20 protein-coding genes are annotated in these 21,399 nt (G+C 61.3%); 7 read left to right on the top strand and 13 right to left on the bottom strand.

Annotated features, from left to right (window positions below; genetic code table 11):
- Nucleotides 1–6: 6 nt before the first annotated feature.
- From tadA to lptF, 10 genes are all read right to left on the bottom strand, one after another.
- Complete coding sequence (tadA, locus tag C4J88_RS05160; RefSeq protein ID WP_124403190.1) at nt 7–501, bottom strand: tRNA adenosine(34) deaminase TadA; 495 nt, start codon at nt 499–501, stop codon at nt 7–9.
- Nucleotides 501–1,883 carry a multicopper oxidase family protein gene (locus tag C4J88_RS05155; RefSeq protein WP_124365953.1) on the bottom strand — a complete coding sequence of 461 codons (1,383 nt, stop codon included), beginning with the start codon at nt 1,881–1,883 and terminating at the stop codon, nt 501–503. The genes tadA and C4J88_RS05155 overlap by 1 nt, the downstream gene beginning before the upstream one ends.
- A gap of 233 nt (nt 1,884–2,116) precedes the next feature.
- On the bottom strand, nt 2,117–2,860 hold the full coding sequence (gene pdxJ, locus C4J88_RS05150) for a pyridoxine 5'-phosphate synthase (protein ID WP_124406368.1): 744 nt from the start codon (nt 2,858–2,860) through the stop codon (nt 2,117–2,119).
- Nucleotides 2,861–2,911: 51 nt separating this feature from the next.
- A complete protein-coding gene (gene recO / locus C4J88_RS05145) occupies nt 2,912–3,601 on the bottom strand; it encodes a DNA repair protein RecO (protein ID WP_124361446.1) in 690 nt (229 codons plus the stop codon).
- A 142-nt stretch (nt 3,602–3,743) separates the two neighbouring features.
- Nucleotides 3,744–4,646, bottom strand: a complete 903-nt coding sequence (gene era / locus C4J88_RS05140; RefSeq protein WP_029297473.1) for a GTPase Era — start codon at nt 4,644–4,646, stop codon at nt 3,744–3,746.
- Nucleotides 4,639–5,328: a ribonuclease III gene (rnc, locus tag C4J88_RS05135; protein WP_003188856.1), complete on the bottom strand. Its 690-nt coding sequence runs from the start codon at nt 5,326–5,328 to the stop codon at nt 4,639–4,641. The genes era and rnc overlap by 8 nt, the downstream gene beginning before the upstream one ends.
- A 147-nt stretch (nt 5,329–5,475) precedes the next feature.
- Nucleotides 5,476–6,330, bottom strand: a complete 855-nt coding sequence (gene lepB / locus C4J88_RS05130; protein WP_124406367.1) for a signal peptidase I — start codon at nt 6,328–6,330, stop codon at nt 5,476–5,478.
- Nucleotides 6,331–6,335: 5 nt separating this feature from the next.
- Nucleotides 6,336–8,135 carry a translation elongation factor 4 gene (lepA, locus tag C4J88_RS05125; protein ID WP_003210439.1) on the bottom strand — a complete coding sequence of 600 codons (1,800 nt, stop codon included), beginning with the start codon at nt 8,133–8,135 and terminating at the stop codon, nt 6,336–6,338.
- A gap of 256 nt (nt 8,136–8,391) precedes the next feature.
- A complete protein-coding gene (gene lptG / locus C4J88_RS05120; RefSeq protein WP_124365949.1) occupies nt 8,392–9,471 on the bottom strand; it encodes an LPS export ABC transporter permease LptG in 1,080 nt (359 codons plus the stop codon).
- Nucleotides 9,464–10,582 carry an LPS export ABC transporter permease LptF gene (gene lptF / locus C4J88_RS05115; protein WP_124365948.1) on the bottom strand — a complete coding sequence of 373 codons (1,119 nt, stop codon included), beginning with the start codon at nt 10,580–10,582 and terminating at the stop codon, nt 9,464–9,466. The genes lptG and lptF overlap by 8 nt, the downstream gene beginning before the upstream one ends.
- Before the next feature lie 282 nt (nt 10,583–10,864).
- On the opposite strand from lptF, the gene C4J88_RS05110 reads away from it, so the two are divergent.
- The 5 genes from C4J88_RS05110 to rlmF all read left to right on the top strand — a co-directional run bounded on the left by C4J88_RS05110 (nt 10,865) and on the right by rlmF (nt 17,614).
- Entirely contained in the window at nt 10,865–12,355 is a 1,491-nt protein-coding gene (locus tag C4J88_RS05110) for a leucyl aminopeptidase (RefSeq protein ID WP_124406366.1), read from the top strand.
- 156 nt (nt 12,356–12,511) lie between these two features.
- Complete coding sequence (locus tag C4J88_RS05105) at nt 12,512–12,940, top strand: DNA polymerase III subunit chi (protein WP_124406365.1); 429 nt, start codon at nt 12,512–12,514, stop codon at nt 12,938–12,940.
- Nucleotides 12,941–12,947: 7 nt separating this feature from the next.
- Nucleotides 12,948–13,322, top strand: coding sequence for a DNA polymerase III subunit chi (locus C4J88_RS05100; protein WP_124408592.1), 375 nt, complete (start codon nt 12,948–12,950; stop codon nt 13,320–13,322).
- Nucleotides 13,323–13,533: 211 nt separating this feature from the next.
- Entirely contained in the window at nt 13,534–16,380 is a 2,847-nt protein-coding gene (locus tag C4J88_RS05095) for a valine--tRNA ligase (RefSeq protein ID WP_124406364.1), read from the top strand.
- Between the two features lie 214 nt (nt 16,381–16,594).
- A complete protein-coding gene (gene rlmF, locus C4J88_RS05090) occupies nt 16,595–17,614 on the top strand; it encodes a 23S rRNA (adenine(1618)-N(6))-methyltransferase RlmF (RefSeq protein WP_124406363.1) in 1,020 nt (339 codons plus the stop codon).
- Between the two features lie 77 nt (nt 17,615–17,691).
- Here rlmF and C4J88_RS05085 read toward each other — a convergent pair whose 3' ends face one another.
- Nucleotides 17,692–17,973 (bottom strand): HU family DNA-binding protein, encoded by a 282-nt coding sequence (locus C4J88_RS05085; RefSeq protein WP_003188840.1) that lies wholly within the window; start codon nt 17,971–17,973, stop codon nt 17,692–17,694.
- A 395-nt stretch (nt 17,974–18,368) separates the two neighbouring features.
- Here C4J88_RS05085 and yejK point away from each other — a divergent pair, with 395 nt between their 5' ends.
- Together yejK and C4J88_RS05075 are read left to right on the top strand one after the other, a co-directional pair.
- Nucleotides 18,369–19,373, top strand: a complete 1,005-nt coding sequence (gene yejK / locus C4J88_RS05080) for a nucleoid-associated protein YejK (RefSeq protein WP_124361438.1) — start codon at nt 18,369–18,371, stop codon at nt 19,371–19,373.
- The gene (locus C4J88_RS05075; protein WP_124406362.1) at nt 19,373–19,723 is read left to right on the top strand and encodes a glutaredoxin family protein; all 351 of its coding nucleotides are present in this window, start codon (nt 19,373–19,375) and stop codon (nt 19,721–19,723) included. Before yejK ends, C4J88_RS05075 begins: the two co-directional genes overlap by 1 nt.
- Before the next feature lie 122 nt (nt 19,724–19,845).
- Here the strand turns inward: C4J88_RS05075 and C4J88_RS05070 are convergent, their stop codons facing one another.
- Together C4J88_RS05070 and C4J88_RS05065 are read right to left on the bottom strand one after the other, a co-directional pair.
- Nucleotides 19,846–20,823 carry a FecR family protein gene (locus C4J88_RS05070; RefSeq protein WP_124406361.1) on the bottom strand — a complete coding sequence of 326 codons (978 nt, stop codon included), beginning with the start codon at nt 20,821–20,823 and terminating at the stop codon, nt 19,846–19,848.
- Nucleotides 20,820–21,398 carry an RNA polymerase sigma factor gene (locus C4J88_RS05065; RefSeq protein WP_124406360.1) on the bottom strand — a complete coding sequence of 193 codons (579 nt, stop codon included), beginning with the start codon at nt 21,396–21,398 and terminating at the stop codon, nt 20,820–20,822. Before C4J88_RS05065 ends, C4J88_RS05070 begins: the two co-directional genes overlap by 4 nt.
- Between the last annotated feature and the right edge of the window lies 1 nt (nt 21,399).

The raw sequence follows: 21,399 nt of genomic DNA, 5'->3' as shown, positions 1-21,399 counted from the left end.
TGTTCTTTAGAGCGGTGGCTTGGCCCGGCGGGCCTTGAAGAACTCGCTCAATACCGTTCCACACTCTTCAGCCAGCACCCCCCCCTCAAACAACACCCGATGATTCAAAAAGCCCTGGGTAAAAAACTGCCCCTGGCTCTGCACAATCCCGGCCTTGGGCTCCAGCGCGCCATACACCACCCGCGCCACCCGCGAATGCACGATCAGGCCGGCGCACATGCTGCACGGCTCCAACGTTACATACAGCGTGCTGCCCACCAGGCGATAGTTGCTGATCGCTTGCGCAGCGGCGCGGATTGCGACCATCTCGGCATGCGCGCTGGGGTCATTGCCGCTGATCGGGCAGTTGAAACCGCGGCCGATGATCTCACCGTTTTGCACCAGGACCGCGCCCACCGGCACTTCACCCAGCGCCGCGCCCTGGGCGGCGAGTGCCAGGGCTTCGCGCATGAAGGTTTGGTCGCGGCTACGGTCGATGATCGCCGGGCGGATCTGGCGCATCACGCCACCTCGATGGCGGCCATCAGGCCGGTTTCCATATGGTCGATCACATGGCAGTGGAACATCCACACGCCCGGGTTATCCGCCACCAACGCCACGCGGGCGCGTTCGTTCTTGCCCAGCAGATAGGTGTCGGTGAAATACGGGATGACCTTGTGGCGGTTCGAGGCAATCACCTTGAAACTCATGCCGTGCAGGTGGATCGGGTGCTGGTACTGGGTCATGTTCTTCAATTCGAAAATATAGCTTTTGCCCTTCTCCAACTTGGCGATCGGGCGGTCGGCGCAGGTTTTGTCGGTGATGTCCCAGGCCTGGCCGTTGATCTGCCACAAGCTCGGTGGCTTGCCGTTGTCGAGGTTGACCGACACCGAGCCGACCCACTCGAAATTGAAGTTGAGTTTTTCCGCATTGGCCAGGTCCGGTTCGGCAACCGGGTTGGGCGGCAATGCGGGCGGCCATTCGCTCGGCGCGTCGGTATTGGCCACCGAGCGGAACGTACCCAGACGCACCGGGCCATTGCGGATCGACAGCTCTTCGCCTGCCGGCGGCGCCTTAATGGCCAGGCAAATACGCATGCCAGGGCCCAGCCAGTATTCCTTGCCCAGCGGGCGCGGCTCGATGGGGTTGCCGTCCAGCGCATAGATCTGCGCTTCGACATCCGGGATGTTGAGGCGATAAGTCAGGGTGTTGTCGAGGTTGAGCAGGCGCACTCGGGTGATCTGCCCGGCCGGCAGGTCGATCACCGCCTGGGCCACGCCGTTGATGGTGGACAAACGCCCTGCCGTACCGCCACGCGCCGCCTCGCGGGGAATACTGAACGCCACGAAGGCGCCCTCTTCGTCCACGTGCCAGCTTTTCAGGCTGAGGGTGCGCTCGTGCTTGAAACCGGTGGGCTCGCGCTCTTCGATGATCAACGGCCCGACCAGGCCACGGCCGAGTTCTTCGCTGCTGTTCACATGGGGGTGGTACCAGTAGCTGCCAGCGTCGGGCACGCGGAACTTGTAATCGAAGTATTCCCCTGGCAATACCGGCAATTGCGAGACGTAGGGCACGCCGTCCATTTCCAGCGGCAGGCGGATGCCATGCCAGTGGATGGTGGTGGCGACCGGCAGGTGGTTGATAAAGCGCACCCGCAGCCATTCGCCCTGGCGTACGCGCAGCTCGGTGCCCGGCGCAGAAGGGCCGAACGCCCAGGCTTGGGTGGTGTGGCCCGGCACCAGTTCCACATCGAGCGGCGCGGCGATCAGTTGATAGTCGCTTCCTGCGTTGGCATCGGCAACCTTGCCCAGCCAGTAGCGATAGGCGCCACCGGCGCCCACACCTACGACGGCCAGGCCAGCAAGGCCACCGAGGATCTGTCGACGGGAAAACGATTGGGACACAACAACCTCACGTATCGGTCGCAGGCCAGGGCCCGCAAAGGGCAGATACGATACACCTGCGCGGGCTAAACAGTAAGGGTTCGCATTGCCGCATGGTGCAATTCTACAATTCACTGGGGCCCCAATGTGGGAGGGGGCTTGCTCCCGATAGCAGGGTGTCAGTCAGTACATATATTGACTGATCCACCGCTATCGGGAGCAAGCCCCCTCCCACATTGGATTTGCATTGTTCTTTAGTGCTTGGCAGCCGCCAGGATCAGCGCCTTCATCTCGGCCACGGCGCCTTTGAACCCGACGAACAGCGCATGAGCCACCAGCGCGTGCCCGATGTTCAGTTCGTTGATGCCCTTGATCGCGGCCACGGCTTCGACGTTGTGGTAGTGCAGGCCATGGCCGGCGTTGACGATCAGGCCTTCAGTGAGGCCGCAGTTCACACCGTCGATGATGCGTTGCAGCTCCTCGGCCACTTCGGCCGGCGTGGTGGCATCGGCGTAGCGGCCGGTGTGCAGTTCGATCGCCGGCGCGCCGACACGGCGCGAGGCTTCGATCTGGCGCTCGTCGGCGTCGATGAACAACGACACTTCGCTGCCGATATTCGACAGGCGCTCCACGGCAGCCTTGATCCGCGCTTCCTGGCCGGCCACGTCGAGGCCGCCTTCGGTGGTCAGTTCCTGGCGGGTTTCCGGCACCAGGCAAATGTGCGCCGGGCGGATGCGCTCGGCGAACGCCATCATTTCCTCGGTGACGCCCATTTCGAAGTTCATGCGGGTCTGCAGCACGTCCTTGAGCAGCAACACGTCGCGCTCCTGGATGTGGCGGCGGTCTTCGCGCAGGTGCACGGTGATGCCGTCGGCACCCGCTTCTTCGGCGTCCAGCGCAGCCTTGACCGGGTCAGGGTAACGGGTGCCCCGGGCCTGGCGCAGGGTGGCGACGTGGTCGATGTTGACGCCAAGAAGAATGCGATTGCTGGTGCTCACGGAAGCGCTCCTGAAAAGGGAAAGAATCGGTGCACAGCATACACGGGGATGTCAGGGCTTTCGAAACAACTCGCGACTGACCAGCGGCCGTCCGCCCAGGTGCACAGCCAGGGCCTGGCGCATCAGGCGCTTGGCGGCGGACAAGGCGCCGGGGGCGGTCCAGTCCGCCTCGCTCATGGCCAGCAGTTCGGTGCCCTGGAACAGACCGGGTTGCAACAAGTACACACGCTCGAGGCCTGCATCCACTTGCAGGCGATACATGCCATCGGCGGCGACGGGATCACCGTGCAGGTCGTTGTGCAGTTCAAAACCGTAGCCCAGGTCATCCAGCAGGCGCCATTCGAAGGCGCGCAGCAGCGGCTCCAAGGGGCGTCCTTCGGCGAGGGCGAGCAAGGTGGCGGCGTAGTGATCGAAGACCGCAGGGTGCGGGTCCTCGGCGGGCAACAGGCGGATCAGCAGCTCATTGAGATAGAGCCCGCTGAACAGCGCATCGCCATTGAGCCAGGCAGAGGTGCCAACGCTTTCCAGGCGGCCCACGTTCTTCAACTCGCCCTTGCCACGAAACTCCACGTCCAGCGCCACGAAGGGCCGCGCCAACGTACCGGCCTTGCCCCGCGCGCTGCGCAAAACTGCGCGCAGACGGCCTTGAGGCGTGAGGAAGTCCACCAGCGCGCTGGTCTCACGGTAGGCGCGGCTGTGCAGGACGTAGGCGAGCTGGCTGGGGGGTGGGGTTGGGGACATGGGTTCTCGATCTTGAAAACAACATAAACCTAATGTGGGAGGGGGCTTGCTCCCGATAGCGGTGGGTCAGTTAACACATAAGTGACTGACAGACTGCCATCGGGAGCAAGCCCCCTCCCACATTTTTTATCCTGCGGTGTGCTTACAGGTCGCCGTAGCCGAGGGAGCGCAATGCACGCTCGTCATCAGACCAGCCACCCTTAACCTTCACCCACAGGTTAAGCATGATTTTGGAATCGAACAGCAATTCCATGTCCTTGCGCGCCTCGGTGCCGATGCGCTTGATGCGCTCGCCCTTGTCGCCAATGATGATTTTCTTCTGGCCGTCACGCTCAACGAGGATCAAGGCATGAATGTGCAGGGTTTTGCCCTGCTGCTTGAACTCTTCGATTTCAACGGTGATCTGGTACGGCAGCTCGGCGCCCATCTGGCGCATGATTTTCTCGCGCACCAGTTCGGCGGCAAGGAAGCGGCTGCTGCGGTCGGTGATCTGATCTTCCGGGAAGAAATGCTCGTTCTCCGGCAGGTAGCCGGCGATCACGCGCTCCAGGGCTTCGAGGTTGTGGCCGTGCTGCGCCGAGATCGGCATGATCTGGGCATTCGGCAGTTGTTCCTGCAGCCAGCTCAGGTGTGGCATCAGCTCGGCTTTGTCTTCGATGCGGTCGGTCTTGTTCAGCGCGACGATCAAGGGGCCGGTGACGTACTGCACACGCTCGAGGACCATCTGGTCTTCGTCGGTCCACTTGGTGCGGTCAACCACGAAGATCACCACGTCGACGTCTTTCAACGCCGCCGAAGCGGTCTTGTTCATGTAGCGGTTAAGCGCTTTTTCGCCGCCTTTGTGCATGCCAGGGGTATCCACATAGACCGCTTGCACGTTGCCTTCGGTCTTGATGCCCAGCATGTTGTGGCGGGTGGTCTGCGGCTTGCGCGAGGTGATCGCGAGCTTCTGGCCGAGGATGTGGTTCAGCAGCGTGGACTTGCCCACGTTCGGGCGGCCGACGATGGCAACATAGCCACAGCGTGTTGCGGTTGAATCAGTCATGGCCATTCTCCACGCCCAGGGCAATCAGTGCTGCAGCGGCCGCTACCTGTTCGGCAATACGACGGCTCACACCCTGACCTCGGCTTTTTTCGTTCAGTAAGGTGATTTCACATTCCACGAAGAACACGCGGCAATGCGGCTCACCCTGGATATCCACCACTTCGTAACGTGGCAGTTCGCAACCGCGCGATTGCAGGTATTCCTGCAGGCGGGTCTTGGGATCTTTGTTGGTGTCGACCAGCGTCAGGCTCTCGATTTCCGACGCCAGCCAGGCGACCACGCGCTCCTTGGCCGTTTCCATCCCGGCATCGAGGTAGATCGCACCGATCAATGCTTCCAGGGCATCAGCCAGGATCGACTCGCGCCGGAAACCGCCGCTTTTCAATTCACCGGAGCCCAGCCGCAGGTACTCGCCCAGGCCGAAACCTCGGGCCAGCACGGCCAGGGTCTCGCCCTTCACAAGGCGTGCACGCAGGCGCGAAAGCTGGCCTTCACGGGCCTGGGGAAAACGCTCGAAGAGCGCCTCACCGGCGGCGAAGTTGAGGATGGCGTCACCGAGGAATTCCAGGCGCTCGTTATTGCGCCCTGCAAAGCTGCGGTGTGTGAGGGCAAGAACCATCAATTCCTGGTCCTTGAAGGTGTAGCCGAGCTGACGCTCGAGACGACTGAGAGAAACGGTCACGGTTTATCCATATCTAGTTGGTGGCACCGGCGGCCATCGACGATTGACGCAGTGTTCAAATTCAAATCCTGATGGGTGCTGCGGGGCAGCGGAAAATGTCCAAGCCCCAGAAAAGCATTCGGCGCTGTGTTCACAGCGCCGCTTGTATTACTTGATCAGCCCTACCCGCGAGAAGTTCGGCAGGTGGCTGAGCTTGGGTTCCGGCCAACTCATCCAGACCGCGAAGGCTTTGCCGACAATATTCTCGTCGGGCACCATGCCCAGCAGGTCCTTGGGAATAGTGGGGTCGTCCCAGTAGCGGCTGTCATTGGAGTTGTCGCGGTTGTCGCCCATCATGAAATAGTGCCCGGCAGGCACTTTCCACTGACCATCGGGCATTGCGCGGTAGCGGCTCATTTCCTTGCGGATCTGGTGCTCTACCGTACCGAGTTTTTCCTGGTACAACTCGGCGCTGCCCAAGGTGTTCGGCTCGGCGCCCAGCAGTTTCTCGGCCACCGACTCACCGTTGATGAAGAGGCGCTTGTCGCTGGTGTAGCGGATCACGTCGCCCGGCAGGCCGACCACCCGCTTGATGTAGTTGACGTTCGGGTCGCTTGGGTAGCGGAACACCATCACATCACCGCGCTGCGGGTCACCGACTTCGATGACCTTCTTGTCGATCACCGGCAAGCGGATCCCATAGGAAAACTTGTTCACCAGGATGAAGTCGCCCACGTCCAGCGTAGGTTTCATCGACCCCGACGGGATCTGGAACGGCTCCACCAGAAACGAACGCAGCACCAGCACGATGAACAACACCGGGAAGAACGACTTGCCGTATTCAACCAGCAAGGGCTCCTTGTTCAGCTTCTCGACCACCACCGCATCAGGCTGGCTGACGCTGCCCTGATAGGAGGCGATAGCCGCCCGCCGACGCGGGGCGAAGAACACCAGATCGAGCAACGCCAGGAGGCCGCAAACGGCGACGGCGATGACCAGCAACAGCGGGAAATTTAGTGACATAGGACCTAACTATCCAACCTGAGCACCGCAAGGAAGGCTTCTTGTGGAATTTCCACGTTGCCCACTTGCTTCATGCGTTTTTTACCGGCCTTTTGCTTCTCAAGCAGCTTGCGCTTACGGCTTACGTCACCGCCGTAGCATTTGGCCAGTACGTTCTTTCTGAGTGCCTTGACGGAGGTCCGCGCAATGATCTGCCCGCCGATGGCGGCCTGGATCGCGACGTCGAACATCTGGCGCGGAATCAGTTCTTTCATCTTCTCGGTCAACTGGCGACCTTTGTAGTGCGCATTGTCCTTGTGCACGATCAGTGCCAGGGCATCGACCTTGTCGCCGTTGATCAGCACATCCAGTTTCACCAGATTAGCCGATTGGTAACGATCGAAATGGTAATCCAGCGAAGCATAGCCGCGGCTGGTGGACTTGAGACGGTCGAAGAAGTCCAGGACCACTTCGTTCATCGGCAAATCGTAGGTCACTTGCACCTGGGTACCGAGGAACAACATGTCGTGCTGCACGCCACGTTTTTCGATACACAGGGTAATGACGTTGCCCAGGTGCTCCTGCGGAACCAGGATATTGGCCCGCACGATCGGCTCGCGCATGTCTTCGATGGACGACAGATCCGGAAGCTTGGACGGGTTGTCGACGTAAATCGTTTCACCGGTTTTCAGCGCCAGCTCAAAAATAACCGTTGGCGCGGTGGTGATCAGGTCCAGGTCGTACTCGCGCTCCAGGCGCTCCTGGATGATTTCCATGTGCAGCATGCCCAGGAACCCGCACCGGAAGCCGAAGCCCAGGGCGTCGGAGCTTTCCGGGGTGTACTGCAGGGACGAGTCGTTGAGGGTCAGCTTCTGCAGGGCTTCACGGAAGTCCTCGAAGTCGTCGGAGCTGACCGGGAACAGGCCGGCGTAGACCTGCGGCTGGATGCGCTTGAAGCCCGGCAGCACGTCGACATCGGGGGTGGAACTCAAGGTCAGGGTGTCACCGACCGGCGCGCCGTGAATGTCCTTGATACCGGCGATGATGAAGCCCACTTCACCGGCTTTCAGGTCCGTGGTGGCGGTGTGCTTGGGGTTGAACACACCGACGCTGTCCACCAGGTGGATCTTGCCGGTGGATTTGACCAGGATCTTGTCGCCCTTCTTCACGCGGCCGTGGCGCACGCGCACCAGGGACACGACGCCCAGGTAGTTGTCGAACCAGGAATCGATGATCAACGCCTGCAGCGGATCTTCGTAGTTACCGGTGGGTGCGGGAATGGTCTTGACCAGGCGCTCGAGCACTTCGTCGACGCCCAGGCCGGTCTTGGCGCTGCACTCGACGGCGTCGGTGGCGTCAATGCCGATGATTTTTTCGATTTCTTCCTTTACGCGGTCCGGATCGGCCTGGGGCAGGTCGATCTTGTTCAGCACCGGCATGACCTCCAGGCCCTGCTCGATGGCGGTATAGCAGTTGGCCACGGACTGGGCCTCGACGCCCTGGCCGGCGTCGACCACCAGCAAGGCACCTTCACAGGCCGCCAGCGAGCGGCTGACCTCGTAGGTGAAGTCAACGTGGCCGGGGGTGTCAATGAAGTTCAGCTGGTACTTGATACCGTCTTTGGCGGTGTAGTACAGGGTGACGCTATGGGCCTTGATGGTGATCCCGCGTTCACGCTCGAGGTCCATGGAGTCCAGGACCTGGGCTTCCATCTCACGCTCGGCAAGGCCGCCGCACATCTGGATGAATCGATCGGCCAGCGTCGACTTGCCATGGTCAATGTGGGCGATGATGGAGAAATTGCGGATATGACTCAAATCACTCACGGATCAACACTCAAAAAGGCTGCAGGCAGATTGCCCGCTGAAAAATAGCCGGGAATTGTACCTGATGCTCAGGCCAGACGTCATCTTTGCTGACGAGCACAAAAAAGCCCCGTTTTCGCGGGGCTCAATATTGTAGGAGCGAGCTTGCTCGCGAAGATCGCCAACGATAATGCGCTCATCCTGGACGAACGCGGCGTATCGCAGATTTTCGCGAGCAAGCTCGCTCCTACAGTGGGGGCATTCAGCGTGCGCGCAATCAACCGGCTCGGCGCAACAACCAGAACCCGGCCACGGCGCAGATAAACGTCGGCACCAGCACCGCAAACAGCGGCGAGAAGCCGAATACCAGGCTCGACGGCCCCAGCAGGTCCTGGGCGATGCGGAAGGTGAAGCCCACCAGCACGCCGGTGAATACCCGCTGGCCGAGGGTCACGGAACGCAACGGGCCGAAGATGAAGGAGATCGCCATCAATACCAGCGCGGCGGTGACCACCGGCTGCAGCACCTTGACCCAGAACGCCAGCCAGTAGCGGCCATTGTTCAGGCCCTGGTCCTTGAGGTAGTGGATGTAGCTCCACAGCCCCGAGATCGGCAGGGTTTCCGGGACCATGATCACGGTATTGAGCAGTTCCGGCTTGAGCGCGATGTCCCATGCCTGGGTGGGCTCATTGACCACTTCGGTACTGGACTTGATGCCCTGGCCCACGTTATGGAAGAGCGTGGTGGTGACGTCGCTCAGCTGCCATTTTTCACCGTCATACTGCGCGCGCTTGGCGAAACTGGAGCTCAGCATGTGCCGCTCCTTGTCGAACGTGTAGCGCGTCACCCCGACCAACAACCCGCCGGGCTGCACGGCGTTGATGTGGATAAACTGGTCACCCTGGCGATGCCACAGGCCGTGCTTGGAACTCTGCGCATCACCCGAACCCTGGGCCAGGGCGCGATTGGCCTGAGCGGTGGCTTCGGACGGTGGCGCGACGTATTCGCCGATCAGCACGCTGCACGCCATCAGCAGCAGCATTGGCTTCATCACCGCCCAGACGATACGCCCGATGGACACGCCCGCCGCGCGCATGATGGTCAATTCGCTGTTGCTGGCCAGGGTGCCCAGGCCGATCAGGCAGCCGATCAGGCCGGCCATCGGCATCATGTCGTAGAGCCGGCGCGGCGCGGTCAGCGCCACGAAGCTCAGCACGTCGGTGACCGTGTAGGTGTCGGTGACGTTGCCCACTTCGTCGATGAACGCAAACAGCGAGGCCAGGCCCAGGATGATGCCCAATACCGCCAGGATGGCGATCAGTACGCTGCTACCAATGTAGCGATCGAGCTTAGCCACGAGCCAACTCCTTCAGGCCACGACGGCTCTTCATTTTCAAACGGATAGGCTCCCAGTAGAGAAGCCCCAGGCCGATCACCAGGAAAATCCCGTGTACCCACCACAGGCCCAGGGCGGGCGGAATCTTGCCCTTCTCCAGGGAGCCACGGGCGGAAATCAGGATGGTCAGGTACGCCATATACAACAGGATTGCTGGCAGCAGCTTGAGGAATCGGCCCTGACGCGGGTTGACGCGCGACAGCGGCACAGCCATCAAGGTCACGATGAATACCAGCAGCGGCAGCGACAGGCGCCATTGCAGCTCGGCGATCGAGCGCAGCTCCTGGCTACCGAACAGCGATGCGGTCGGGAGCGCATCGCGGTCGGTGACTTCGTCGCTGATATCGGGCTTGGGCAGCATGACGCCGTAGGTGTCGTACTTGATCACACGGTAATCGGCCAACCCCGGGCTGCCATCGTAGCGATAGCCGTTGTCCAGGATCAGGTAGCGGCTGCCGTCGGGGCGCACTTCCTGGCGGCCTCCGTCGGCCACCAGGATCGAGATGCCCCGGTCTTTCTGGTCTTTGCCGAGGTTTTTCTGGGAAATGAACACACCGCTCAGGTTGGAACGGTCTTCGGTCATTTCTTCGGTATAGGTCACGCGCGTGCCGTCGTTGAGCGCCTGGAAGCGCCCGGGTTCGAGGGTGTCGAACTCGGTCATCGCGTCCTGCTTGTTCAGCAACAGCTGAAACTGCATGGCCCCCTGAGGCGCCAGGCTCAGGCTCAACCAAGCCACCAACAGGGCAACGCCGGCGGCCGGCACCATGGTCATGGCCAGCAGGCGCTGCTGGCTCATGCCGGTGGCCGACAGCACGGTCATCTCGCTTTCGAGATATAGCCGGCCATATGCCAGCAGGATGCCAAGGAACAGGCCGAGCGGCAGGATCAGTTGCAAGAAGCCCGGCAGGCGAAAGCCCATGATCAGGAACAAAGAGCCCGGATCCAGGGCGCCCGAGGCCGCCTGCGCAAGGAATTTGACGAAACGACCACTCATGATGATGACCAGCAATACCGCACTCACGGCACTCAGGGTCAACAGGACTTCGCGGGATAGATAACGGAAGACGATCAAACCAGACACTCCAGGGTTGTCAGGCTAAGGCGGCCAAACAAGCAAGCATACCGAGTCGACCCGTTTGCGCGGGCCGGCTAAAAAGATGGCGCATTATCCTGTGATTGACCGCGCCTGTCACTGCGCAACCTCATGCGCGCACACAAAGCGTGCTTCGAGGGTTGTCAGGCTCCGCCGGCGGGGTTCAAACTGCGGCCTTTGTCGCTGGCGGTTTACAAGGCTGCCACGCTTTAAAGCCTGGGTACACATGCCAGGCTCACCGACCGTATAAGGGACCCGAAAATGGAATTGGTTGTAAAAAGCGTTAGCCCCGAAACGTTGAAAACCGCCACCCTCGTGGTCGCTGTCGGCGAAGGCCGCAAACTCGGCGTTGCCGCCAAGCAACTCGATGAACTGAGCGGCGGCGCCATCAGCGCCGTGCTCAAGCGCGGCGACCTGGCCGGCAAAGTCGGCCAGAGCCTGCTGCTGCAGAGCCTGCCGAACCTCAAGGCTGAGCGCGTATTGCTGGTGGGTGTGGGCAAGGACGCCGAACTGGGCGACCGTCCGTTCCGCAAGATCATCAGCGCCATCCTTACCACCCTTAAAGGCCTGGGCGGCAGCGATGCGGCACTGGCACTCGATGAAATCGTCGTAAAAGGCCGTGACAGCTACGGCAAGACCCGTCTGCTGGCCGAAAGCCTGGTGGACGGCGGCTACGTTTTCGACCAGTTCAAGAGCCAGAAAGCCGAACCGCGCGCGCTGAAAAAAATCACCCTGCTGACCATCAAGGCCGCCCAGGCTGAAGTCGAGCGCGCCGTCACTCATGCAACGGCTATCGCCAACGGCATGTCGTTCACCCGCGACCTGGGCAACCTGCCGCCGAACATCTGCCACCCAACCTTCCTCGGCGAACAGGCCAAGGCGCTGGGCAAAGAATTCAAGGGCCTCAAGGTCGAAGTGCTGGACGAGAAAAAGATCAAGGACCTGGGCATGGGTTCGTTCTATGCCGTGGGCCAGGGCAGCGACCAGCCGCCACGCCTGATCGTGATGCAGTACAACGGCGGTAAGAAGTCCGAGAAACCGTACGCGCTGGTCGGCAAGGGCATCACCTTCGACACCGGCGGCATCAGCCTCAAGCCGGGCGCCGGCATGGATGAGATGAAATACGACATGGGCGGCGCCGCCAGCGTGTTCGGCACCCTGCGCGCCGTGCTGGAACTCAAGCTGCCGATCAACCTGGTGTGCATCCTGGCCTGCGCCGAGAACATGCCGAGCGGCGGTGCTGCGCGCCCAGGCGATATCGTCACGACCATGAGCGGCCAGACCGTGGAAATCCTCAACACCGACGCCGAAGGCCGCCTGGTGCTGTGCGACGCGCTGACCTACGCCGAACGCTTCAAGCCGCAAGCGGTGATCGACATCGCCACCCTGACCGGTGCCTGCGTGGTTGCCCTGGGCGCCCACACATCGGGCCTGCTGGGCAATAACGACGAGCTGATCGAGCAATTGCTCAGCGCCGGCAAGGCCGCCGACGACCGCGCCTGGCAACTGCCGCTGTTCGATGAGTACCAAGAACAGCTGGACAGCCCGTTCGCCGACATCGCCAATATTGGCGGGCCGAAAGCCGGCACTATCACCGCAGCGTGCTTCCTGTCGCGGTTCGCCAAGAACTTCAACTGGGCGCACCTGGACATCGCCGGTACTGCATGGACCAGCGGCGGCAAGGACAAGGGCGCAACTGGCCGTCCGGTCCCCCTGCTGACCCAGTACCTGCTGGACCGCGCCAAGGCCTAAACACCTGCCCACTGCCTACCACCGTCAACTGTAGGAGCGAGCTTGCTCGCGAAGAGCGCCAACGATAACGCGTTCATCCTGGATGAACGCATTGTTCTCAGGTTCTTCGCGAGCAAGCTCGCTCCTACAGTTCACGGCGGCAGCCCAGGAACCGCAATGACCCAAGTCGATTTCTACATCCTGCCCAGCGCCGATCCTTCGGCGCGGCTGGACTTTGCCTGCAAGCTCACCGAAAAAGCCTGGCGCATGGGCCATCGCATCTATCTGCATTGCAGCGATGCCGCCCAACGCGAGGACCTCGATGCCCGCCTCTGGCGCTTCAAGGGCGAAAGCTTCGTGCCCCACGGGCCCGCCGAATCCGAACCCGACGGGTTAGTCGTGCTGGGTTTGGGCGACAGTTGCGGCGACCACCATGACCTGCTGGTCAACCTCGACCTGAAAGTGCCGGCCTTCGCCAAGGCATTCGCCCGTGTGGCGGAGGTGGTGGTGGAGGACCCGGCTATTCGTCAGGCCGCGCGGGAGAGTTTCCGTTTCTACCGCGAACAGGGCTATTCTCTGCAGGATCACCGGCTACAACGACTTTGAGTACATGATGGACACGCCCAACCCGATGAAAAAAGACGACCACTTGCTGGACGACCTCGAGTCCATCCGTCAGTTGCTCGGTGATGATGACCTGCAACCGCCACTGTTGACCGAATCGGTCGAGGCCGGCGTACAGATTCCGTTGTTGTCCGACATGCTCGACAACCAGGCCGCTGCACCCAAGCCCGTGGCCGCGCCGCCCGCTCCCGCCGCAGAAAAAGCGCCCGACGCATTGCTGCTGCACCTGGACAACGAACTGCGCGCCGCCGCGCAAATGATCATGCAAGACGTGATCGCCGATTTTGCCCCGCATATCGAAGCCGAGATCAAGCGGCGGATGGATGCGCGGATGGAACGCTTGCTCAGCCAGTACCAGTCTTAAGCCACACAAAGATCCAATGTGGGAGGGGGCTTGCCCCCGATAGCTGAGTGTCAGTCAGTGATGTTGTGACTGATCCACCGCTATCGGGAGCAAGCCCCCTCCCACATTGGATCGCGTGCACCTCAAGCCTGTCTTCGCCTCGCCCTTCGCCCTATCCCCCGTTATACTTGCCGGCTTTCCTGAATTAATGCCAACTAGGGTCCCGCCGCGCATGGATAAGACCTATCAGCCCCACGCTATCGAAACTTCCTGGTACAACACCTGGGAGTCCGAGAACTATTTCGCCCCACAAGGTGCGGGCGACTCGTACACCATCATGATCCCACCGCCGAACGTCACTGGCAGCCTGCACATGGGCCATGGCTTCAACAATGCGATCATGGATGCGTTGATCCGTTTCCGCCGCATGCAAGGCCGTAACACGCTGTGGCAGCCGGGCACCGACCACGCCGGCATCGCCACCCAGATGCTGGTGGAACGCCAACTGGAAGCCACCGGCCAAAGCCGTCACGACCTGGGCCGCGAGAAATTCCTGGAGAAAATCTGGGAATGGAAAGACCAGTCTGGCGGCAATATCAGCCGTCAGATCCGTCGCCTGGGTTCGTCCGTGGACTGGAGCCGCGAGCGCTTCACCATGGACGACGGCCTGTCGGAAGCGGTGAAGGAAGCCTTCGTGCGCTTGCATGAAGACGGCCTGATCTACCGCGGCAAGCGTCTGGTCAACTGGGACACCAAGTTGCACACGGCGATTTCCGACCTCGAAGTGGAAAACCACGACGAGAAAGGCTTCCTGTGGAACCTCAAGTATCCGCTGGCTGACGGCGCCAAGACCGCTGAAGGCAACGATTACCTGATCGTCGCCACCACCCGTCCGGAAACCATGCTCGGCGACGCCGCTGTCGCGGTTAACCCGAACGACGAGCGCTACCAGGCCCTGATCGGCAAGTTCGTCGAGCTGCCATTGGTTGGCCGCCGCATCCCGATCATCGCTGACGACTATTGCGACCCTGAATTCGGCACCGGCTGCGTGAAAATCACCCCGGCCCACGATTTCAACGACTACGAAGTCGGCAAGCGCCACAACCTGCCGCTGCTCAATATCTTCGACAAGAACGCCGCCGTACTGCCGGCCTGCCAGGTATTCAACCTGGACGGTACGCTGAACGAGAGCATCGACGGCAAGATCCCGGCCGAATACGCCGGCCTCGACCGTTTTGAAGCGCGCAAGCAGATCGTTGCCGCCTTCGACGCCGCCGGTTTGCTGGTGAGCGTGGACGACCACGGCCTGAAAGTGCCCAAGGGCGACCGTTCCGGCACGGTGATCGAGCCGTGGTTGACCGACCAGTGGTACGTGTCGACCAAACCCCTGGCCGAGCCTGCGATTGCCGCCGTTGAAGACGGTCGCATCCAGTTCGTGCCCAAACAGTACGAGAACATGTACTTCTCGTGGATGCGCGACATCCAGGACTGGTGCATCAGCCGTCAGTTGTGGTGGGGCCACCGCATTCCGGCCTGGTATGACGAGTCGGGCAAGGTCTACGTGGGCCGCGACGAAGCCGAAGTGCGTGCCAAGCACAACCTCGGCGCCGACATCGCGCTGCAACAGGACAACGACGTACTGGACACCTGGTTCAGCTCCGGCCTGTGGACCTTCTCCACCCTGGGTTGGCCGCAACAGACCGAATTCCTGAAGAAATTCCACTCCACCGACGTGCTGGTCACCGGTTTCGACATCATTTTCTTCTGGGTTGCCCGGATGATCATGCTGACCATGCATTTGGTGAAGAACGAAGACGGCACCCCGCAGGTACCGTTCAAGACCGTCTATGTGCACGGTCTGGTGCGCGATGGCCAGGGCCAGAAGATGTCCAAGTCCAAGGGTAACGTCCTGGACCCATTGGACATCATCGACGGTATCGACCTGGAAACCCTGGTGCAGAAACGTACCTCGGGTCTGATGCAGCCGAAACTGGCGAAGAAGATTGAAAAGCAGACCCGCGACGAGTTCGCCGACGGCATCGCCAGCTACGGCACCGACGCCCTGCGTTTCACCTTCTGCTCGCTGGCCTCCACCGGCCGCGACATCAAGTTCGACATGGGCCGCGTCGAAGGCTATCGCAACTTCTGCAACAAGATCTGGAACGCCGCGCGCTACGTGCTGGATAAAGGCGAAGACTGCGGCCAGAACGGCGAAGCCTTTGAGCTGAGCCTGGCCGACCGCTGGATCATCTCGCAGCTGCAGCGCACCGAAGCCGAAGTGACCCGCCAACTCGATCAGTTCCGTTTCGACCTGGCCGCGCAGGCCCTGTACGAGTTCATCTGGAACCAGTATTGCGACTGGTACCTGGAACTGTCCAAGCCCGTGCTGTGGGACGAAAACGCGCCGGTCGAGCGCCAGCGCGGTACCCGTCGCACCCTGGTGCGCGTACTGGAAGTGGCGTTGCGCCTGGCGCATCCGTTCATGCCGTTCATAACCGAAGAAATCTGGCAGCGCCTGGCGCCGCTGGCCGGTATCGAAGGCAAGACCATCATGCTGCAACCTTGGCCTGTGGCCAACGAAGCACGTATCGATGAGGCCGCCGAAAGCGATATCGAATGGCTCAAGACCCTGATGCTCGGCACGCGCAACATCCGCGCCGAGATGAATATCGGTCCGGGCAAGCCGCTGGCCGTGTTCGTCAAGAACGCCAGTGCCGAAGACCTGCGTCGCCTCAGCGAGAACGATGCGCTGCTCAAGAAGCTGGCGAAACTGGAGTCAATCACCGTGTTGGCCGACGGCGCAGAAGCACCGCTGTCCGCCACTGCGTTGGTCGGCGACATGGAAGTACTGGTGCCGATGGCCGGCCTGATCGACAAGGGCGCGGAACTGGCCCGTCTCGACAAGGAAATCGCCCGCCTGCAAGGCGAAGTGCAACGAGTGGGCGGCAAACTGTCCAACGCGGCGTTCGTCGACAAGGCACCCGCTGAAGTGATCGACAAAGAACGCGCCAAACTGGCCGAGGCTGAACAGGCCTTGGGCAAGCTGGCGGAGCAACATGCGCGGATTTCCAGCCTGTAAGGGCCAAACCGTGTGAAAAAAAAGAGACCTTCGGGTCTCTTTTTTTGTGCATGCGGTCAATGTGGGAGGGGGCTTGCTCCCGATGGCGGTGGGTCAGCTGGCAGATAAATGACTGACATACTGCCATCGGGAGCAAGCCCCCTCCCACATTTGAACGAGTTGGGCTCAGGATGTGTGACAATGCCCACCACTTTGAGCCAACACCAGAATCATCATGACCGCCCCCACTACGCCAAAACCTCCACGCAAGAAGCCTAAAACCGCAGCCACGGCCAAACCCGTTGCGCCGCGCAAAGAGGCTACCCTGCACCCGCGCAACCGCCACACCGGCCGTTACGACTTCCCGGCGCTGATCAAGACCACGCCGGAACTGGCGCAATTTGTGATCATCAACCCCTACGGCAAGGAAAGCATCGACTTCGCCAACCCGGACGCGGTGCGGGTGTTCAACCGGGCGCTGCTCAAGGCTTTCTATGGCATCCAGCACTGGGACATCCCGGCAGATTACCTGTGCCCGCCGGTGCCGGGGCGTGCCGACTATGTGCACTGCCTGGCCGACCTGCTGGCCAGCGTCAACGACGGCAAGATTCCGCGCGGTTCCATCGTCAAGGTGCTGGACATCGGCATGGGCGCCAATTGCGTCTATCCGCTGATTGGCTATATGGAGTACCGCTGGAACTTCCTGGGCTCGGAGGTCGATCCTATCGCCGTGGCCGCCGCCAAGGCCATCGTGCAGTCCAACGACCTGAGCAAAGTCATCCAGCTGCGCCTGCAACCCAATCCCAAGCATATTCTGCTGGGCCTGCTGGAGCCTGCCGAGCGCTTTGACCTGACCATGTGCAACCCGCCGTTCCATGCCTCGATGGATGAAGCGACCAAGGGCAGCGAGCGTAAATGGCGCGCCTTGGGCAAAGCCGATCCCAAGCGCAAGTTGCCGGTGTTGAACTTCGGCGGCCAATCGGCCGAGCTGTGGTGCGAGGGCGGTGAAGCGCGTTTTGTCACGCAATTGATTGCTGAAAGTGCGCACTTTGCCCACAAGGTGTTGTGGTTCAGCACCCTGGTGTCAAAAGCGTCAAACCTGCCGGCGATCGAGACCGCGCTGAAAAAAGCCGGCGTGTTGGAAAGCCAGGTGGTGGAAATGTCCCAGGGGCAGAAGCAAAGCCGGTTCGTCGCCTGGACCTTCCAGACCAAGAACGAACAGCAGCTCTGGCGCCAGCGCTGGGTTCGCGACTAGCCCCTCATCCCAGAAAAACCGCAGGCAACAAAAAACCGTGCCCGGATCGCTCCGGTGCACGGTTTTTTTACTGCGTCTTACTTGTTAACAGCGTCGGTCAGGCCTTTGGCCACAACCAGCTTGATAACTTTCTTGGCAGCGATTTCGATGGCAGCGCCAGTCGAAGGGTTACGGCCAGTACGGGCAGGACGCTCGGTCACTTTCAGTTTGCCAACGCCTGGCAGAGTGATTTCGCCGCCATTTTCCAGCTGATCAGCAACAACCTGGCTCAGTTGGTCCAGCAGAGCGCGCACGGTAGTTTTCGGTGCGTCTACTGCTTCAGCCAGGTCGGCGATCAGTTGGTCTTTAGTAATAGCCATTGTGGTGTTCCTTCCCTATCAAATTCATATGGATTGCAGAGTGCAGTGTCAGCCGTCGAGCCCGACCTTCTTGGCCTGGCACCCCGGCTATAACCTCGGAGAACGGGGTTATAGATGCTTGAAACGGGGATTGGTTCGACCTGACAAATGCTGAATGCACGCTTAACGCCGAGACTTGGCGTAAGACCGGGCAAAACTAGCACAGAGACGGGGAAATATCCGCCTCAACATACCCATTTGGTCAGCTTTATCGCTCTAAACCGTGAAAAAAAGGCATATACCCGGTCGGACAACGTCCAAAACGCCCTTCCAGGCGCGTCTTGACCAATGGGTGCGGTACACTGGGCAACTTTTTGGGGAGGCTCACCGCTCCCCTTCAACCAGCCGAGAAGCCTATGCCGATCCGTCATTGCATCGTCCACCTGATCGACAAAAAACCCGACGGCACACCCGCAGTTCTGCATGCCCGTGACTCGGAGCTGTCCGAATCCGCCGCCATCGAGAACATGCTCGCCGACCTCAACGAGAGCTACAACGCCAAACAAGGCAAGGCCTGGGGTTTCTTCCATGCCGAGTCCGGCGCGCACCCGTTCAGCGGCTGGTTGAAGGACTACTTTGACGGTGGCCAGGATTTCACCGCGTTCAGCCGTACGGCGGTGGAGCATCTGCAGAAGCTGATGGAAGAGTCCAACCTGTCCACTGGCGGCCATGTGCTGTTTGCCCACTACCAGCAAGGCATGACCGACTACCTGGCTATCGCCCTGCTGCACCACAGCGAAGGTGTGGCGGTGACCGACGAGCTGGACGTGACCCCCTCGCGCCACCTGGACCTGGGCCAACTGCACCTGGCGGCGCGGATCAACGTCTCCGAGTGGCAGAACAACAAGCAGTCCAAGCAATACATCTCCTTTATCAAAGGCAAGAACGGCAAGAAGGTCTCGGAGTATTTCCGCGACTTTATCGGCTGCCAGGAAGGTGTCGACGGCCCGGGCGAAACCCGCACCCTGCTCAAGGCGTTCAGCGACTTCGTTGAAAGCGAAGACCTGCCGGACGAGTCGGCCCGCGAGAAAACCAAGACCCTGGTGGACTACGCCAGCAGCCAGGCCAAGCTCGGCGAGCCCATGGGCCTGGAAGAACTGTCCGGTTTGATCGATGAAGATCGGCCCAAGGCGTTCTACGACCACATCCGCAACAAGGACTACGGCCTGTCGCCGGAAATCCCTGCCGACAAACGCACCCTCAACCAGTTCCGCCGCTTCACCGGCCGCGCCGAAGGCTTGTCCATCAGCTTTGAAGCGCACCTGCTGGGCGACAAGATCGAATACGACGAAGCCGCCGGCACCTTGATCATCAAAGGCCTGCCGACCCAACTGACCGATCAGCTCAAGCGCCGTAACTGATGCTTGGCGGCGTGCTCAAGAAAGTCCTGCTGGTGCTGCTGGTGGTCGTGGTGATTCAGAACTGGGGCAAGATCGAGCGGCTGTTCAACCCCTCGCAGGTGGTTTCGGAGCAGGTACGCGCCTCGGCGCGCGTGGTGCTCTACGCCACCGAGTGGTGCGGCTACTGCAAGCAGATCCGGCGTTTCCTGGACCAGAAAGGCATTCCTTACCAGGCCTTCGATATCGAGAAGGACGCCCAGGCGCGCAAGGCGTATGAAGCGTTGGGCGGCGGCGGGATTCCGTTTGTCGACGTCAATGGCACGTTGATCCGCGATTACGACCCGGATGCGATCATGGCCGCGTTGAAGTAACACCGCAGATCAAATGTGGGAGGGGGCTTGCCCCCGATAGCAGTCTGTCAGCCAGCCTATGGGTAGCTGACCCACCGCAATCGGGGGCAAGCCCCCTCCCACATTGGTTTTGTGGTGAGGGCTTAACGCACCACAATCATCCGGCCCAGCACTGTGCGCTGCTCAAAGCCCAGCACCGCTTGCAGGGCATTCAGCACCGCTGCCGGGTCCTTGCTTGGAAAGCTGCCGCTGACGCGTCTGGCGCCCATCTCGTCATTGAGCAACAGGATGCGGCCGGGATAATAGCGGGCCAAATCCTCGATCACCTCGGCCAGCGGCGCCTTGTAGTAATTAAGCCATCCATCGCGCCAGGCCAGGCGTGCTTCGCTGTCTACCGCATGCAACGGCTCGGCTACACCCTCGGCGTAGGCTACTTGCTGGCCTGCCGTCAGAATTTGCTGCGGCGCCTGTTTGGAGGGCGTCACCCCAACCCGGCCGGACAACACGGTTACCTGTGCCCCCGCCGGTTGCAGGCGCACTTCGAACTGCGTGCCCAGCACCCGCGTTTCTCCGCTGCCCGCCTCGACCATAAACGGCTGGCCGGTGTGGACAACCTGGAAAAACCCGGCCCCTCGGCGCAACTGGACATGCCGCTCGCCGTGACTGAAATCCACGGCAATGGCGCTGTCTGCATCAAGGGTGACGAGGGATTGGTCAGCCAGGGTGACGGTGCGCACCTCCCCTGGCGCCGTCACGTAATCGGCGCCGAAGTCATCCACCCAGCGCGACGGTTGCCAACCGGCGCCCATCGCCACCATCAACAACACACAGGCGGCCATGGCCAAGGCGCCAGACCAACGCAAGGTGCGCGAGCGCGTGGAACGGTTCATCGCATTGAGATAGCCCTGCAACGCCTGCGCGTCTTCGTCCGCCAAGGCGCGTGCCGGTACTTCGCTCAACTCCCACAGCACCTGGGCCTGGGAATAGGCGTGGACATGGGCGGGGTCGGCCCGCAGCCATTGGCTGAAGCTGGCTTGATCGCCACTGCTGGGCTGGTCGTGCAGCAGGCTCAGCCAGGCGAGCGCGGCCTGTTCCTGGGCGGGCGTGGGCGTGACGTTCACGGTGCTTTTCCTGGCGTGCGTGGGGGCGACGGTTCGTCCAGGCTCGCCTTGCAGGCTTGGAGGGCACGCATCATGTGTTTTTCCACGGCACTTTGGGACACGCCCATCGCCTTGGCGATTTGCGCGTATTTGCGGCCGTGGATGCGGTTGAGCAGGAAAATCTGGCGAGTGCGCTCGGGCAAACTGCGCAAGGCAGCTTCGACATGACGCAAATCATTGCCCGCTTCAAGGGCCGCCTGGGGTTCGCAGCCCTGGTTGCCCTGTTGTTCCGGCAGCCAGCCTTCATTGCTGCGCACGCGGGCGCCTTCGCTGCGCAAATGGTCGATGGCGATATTGCTGGCGCAGCGCAGCAGGTAGGTGCTGAGCTCTTCGACCTGCACCAGTGGGCGACGCCAGAAGCGCAGGAACAGGTCTTGCACCAGATCCGCCGCCGTGGCGCGGCAACCGACACGGCGGCTGACCAGCGCCTCCATCTGCGAACGCTGGGACAGGAACACCTGCAGGAAATGCGCCCGCCCCCCGGCGGCGTCCGGGTGCGAACGGTCTTGAGGTTTCGGCGCAGGGCTGATCATCATG

Origin of the sequence: Pseudomonas sp. R4-39-08 (assembly GCF_003852275.1) — a bacterium.
GTDB lineage: Bacteria > Pseudomonadota > Gammaproteobacteria > Pseudomonadales > Pseudomonadaceae > Aquipseudomonas.
The sequence above is the reverse complement of the archived record's forward strand: the minus strand, read 5'-3'. Positions and strand labels throughout refer to the sequence as shown.

Excerpts from the sequence above, each read along its gene's own strand:
- tadA (WP_124403190.1), bottom strand. The coding sequence starts at position 501 with ATGCGCCAGATCCGCCCGGCGATCATCGACCGTAGCCGCGACCAAACC.
- recO (WP_124361446.1), bottom strand. The coding sequence starts at position 3,601 with ATGTCCCCAACCCCACCCCCCAGCCAGCTCGCCTACGTCCTGCACAGC.
- era (WP_029297473.1), bottom strand. The coding sequence starts at position 4,646 with ATGACTGATTCAACCGCAACACGCTGTGGCTATGTTGCCATCGTCGGC.
- lepB (WP_124406367.1), bottom strand. The coding sequence starts at position 6,330 with ATGTCACTAAATTTCCCGCTGTTGCTGGTCATCGCCGTCGCCGTTTGC.
- C4J88_RS05110 (WP_124406366.1), top strand. The coding sequence starts at position 10,865 with ATGGAATTGGTTGTAAAAAGCGTTAGCCCCGAAACGTTGAAAACCGCC.
- C4J88_RS05105 (WP_124406365.1), top strand. The coding sequence starts at position 12,512 with ATGACCCAAGTCGATTTCTACATCCTGCCCAGCGCCGATCCTTCGGCG.
- C4J88_RS05100 (WP_124408592.1), top strand. The coding sequence starts at position 12,948 with ATGGACACGCCCAACCCGATGAAAAAAGACGACCACTTGCTGGACGAC.
- C4J88_RS05095 (WP_124406364.1), top strand. The coding sequence starts at position 13,534 with ATGGATAAGACCTATCAGCCCCACGCTATCGAAACTTCCTGGTACAAC.
- rlmF (WP_124406363.1), top strand. The coding sequence starts at position 16,595 with ATGACCGCCCCCACTACGCCAAAACCTCCACGCAAGAAGCCTAAAACC.
- C4J88_RS05085 (WP_003188840.1), bottom strand. The coding sequence starts at position 17,973 with ATGGCTATTACTAAAGACCAACTGATCGCCGACCTGGCTGAAGCAGTA.
- yejK (WP_124361438.1), top strand. The coding sequence starts at position 18,369 with ATGCCGATCCGTCATTGCATCGTCCACCTGATCGACAAAAAACCCGAC.
- C4J88_RS05075 (WP_124406362.1), top strand. The coding sequence starts at position 19,373 with ATGCTTGGCGGCGTGCTCAAGAAAGTCCTGCTGGTGCTGCTGGTGGTC.
- C4J88_RS05065 (WP_124406360.1), bottom strand. The coding sequence starts at position 21,398 with ATGATGATCAGCCCTGCGCCGAAACCTCAAGACCGTTCGCACCCGGAC.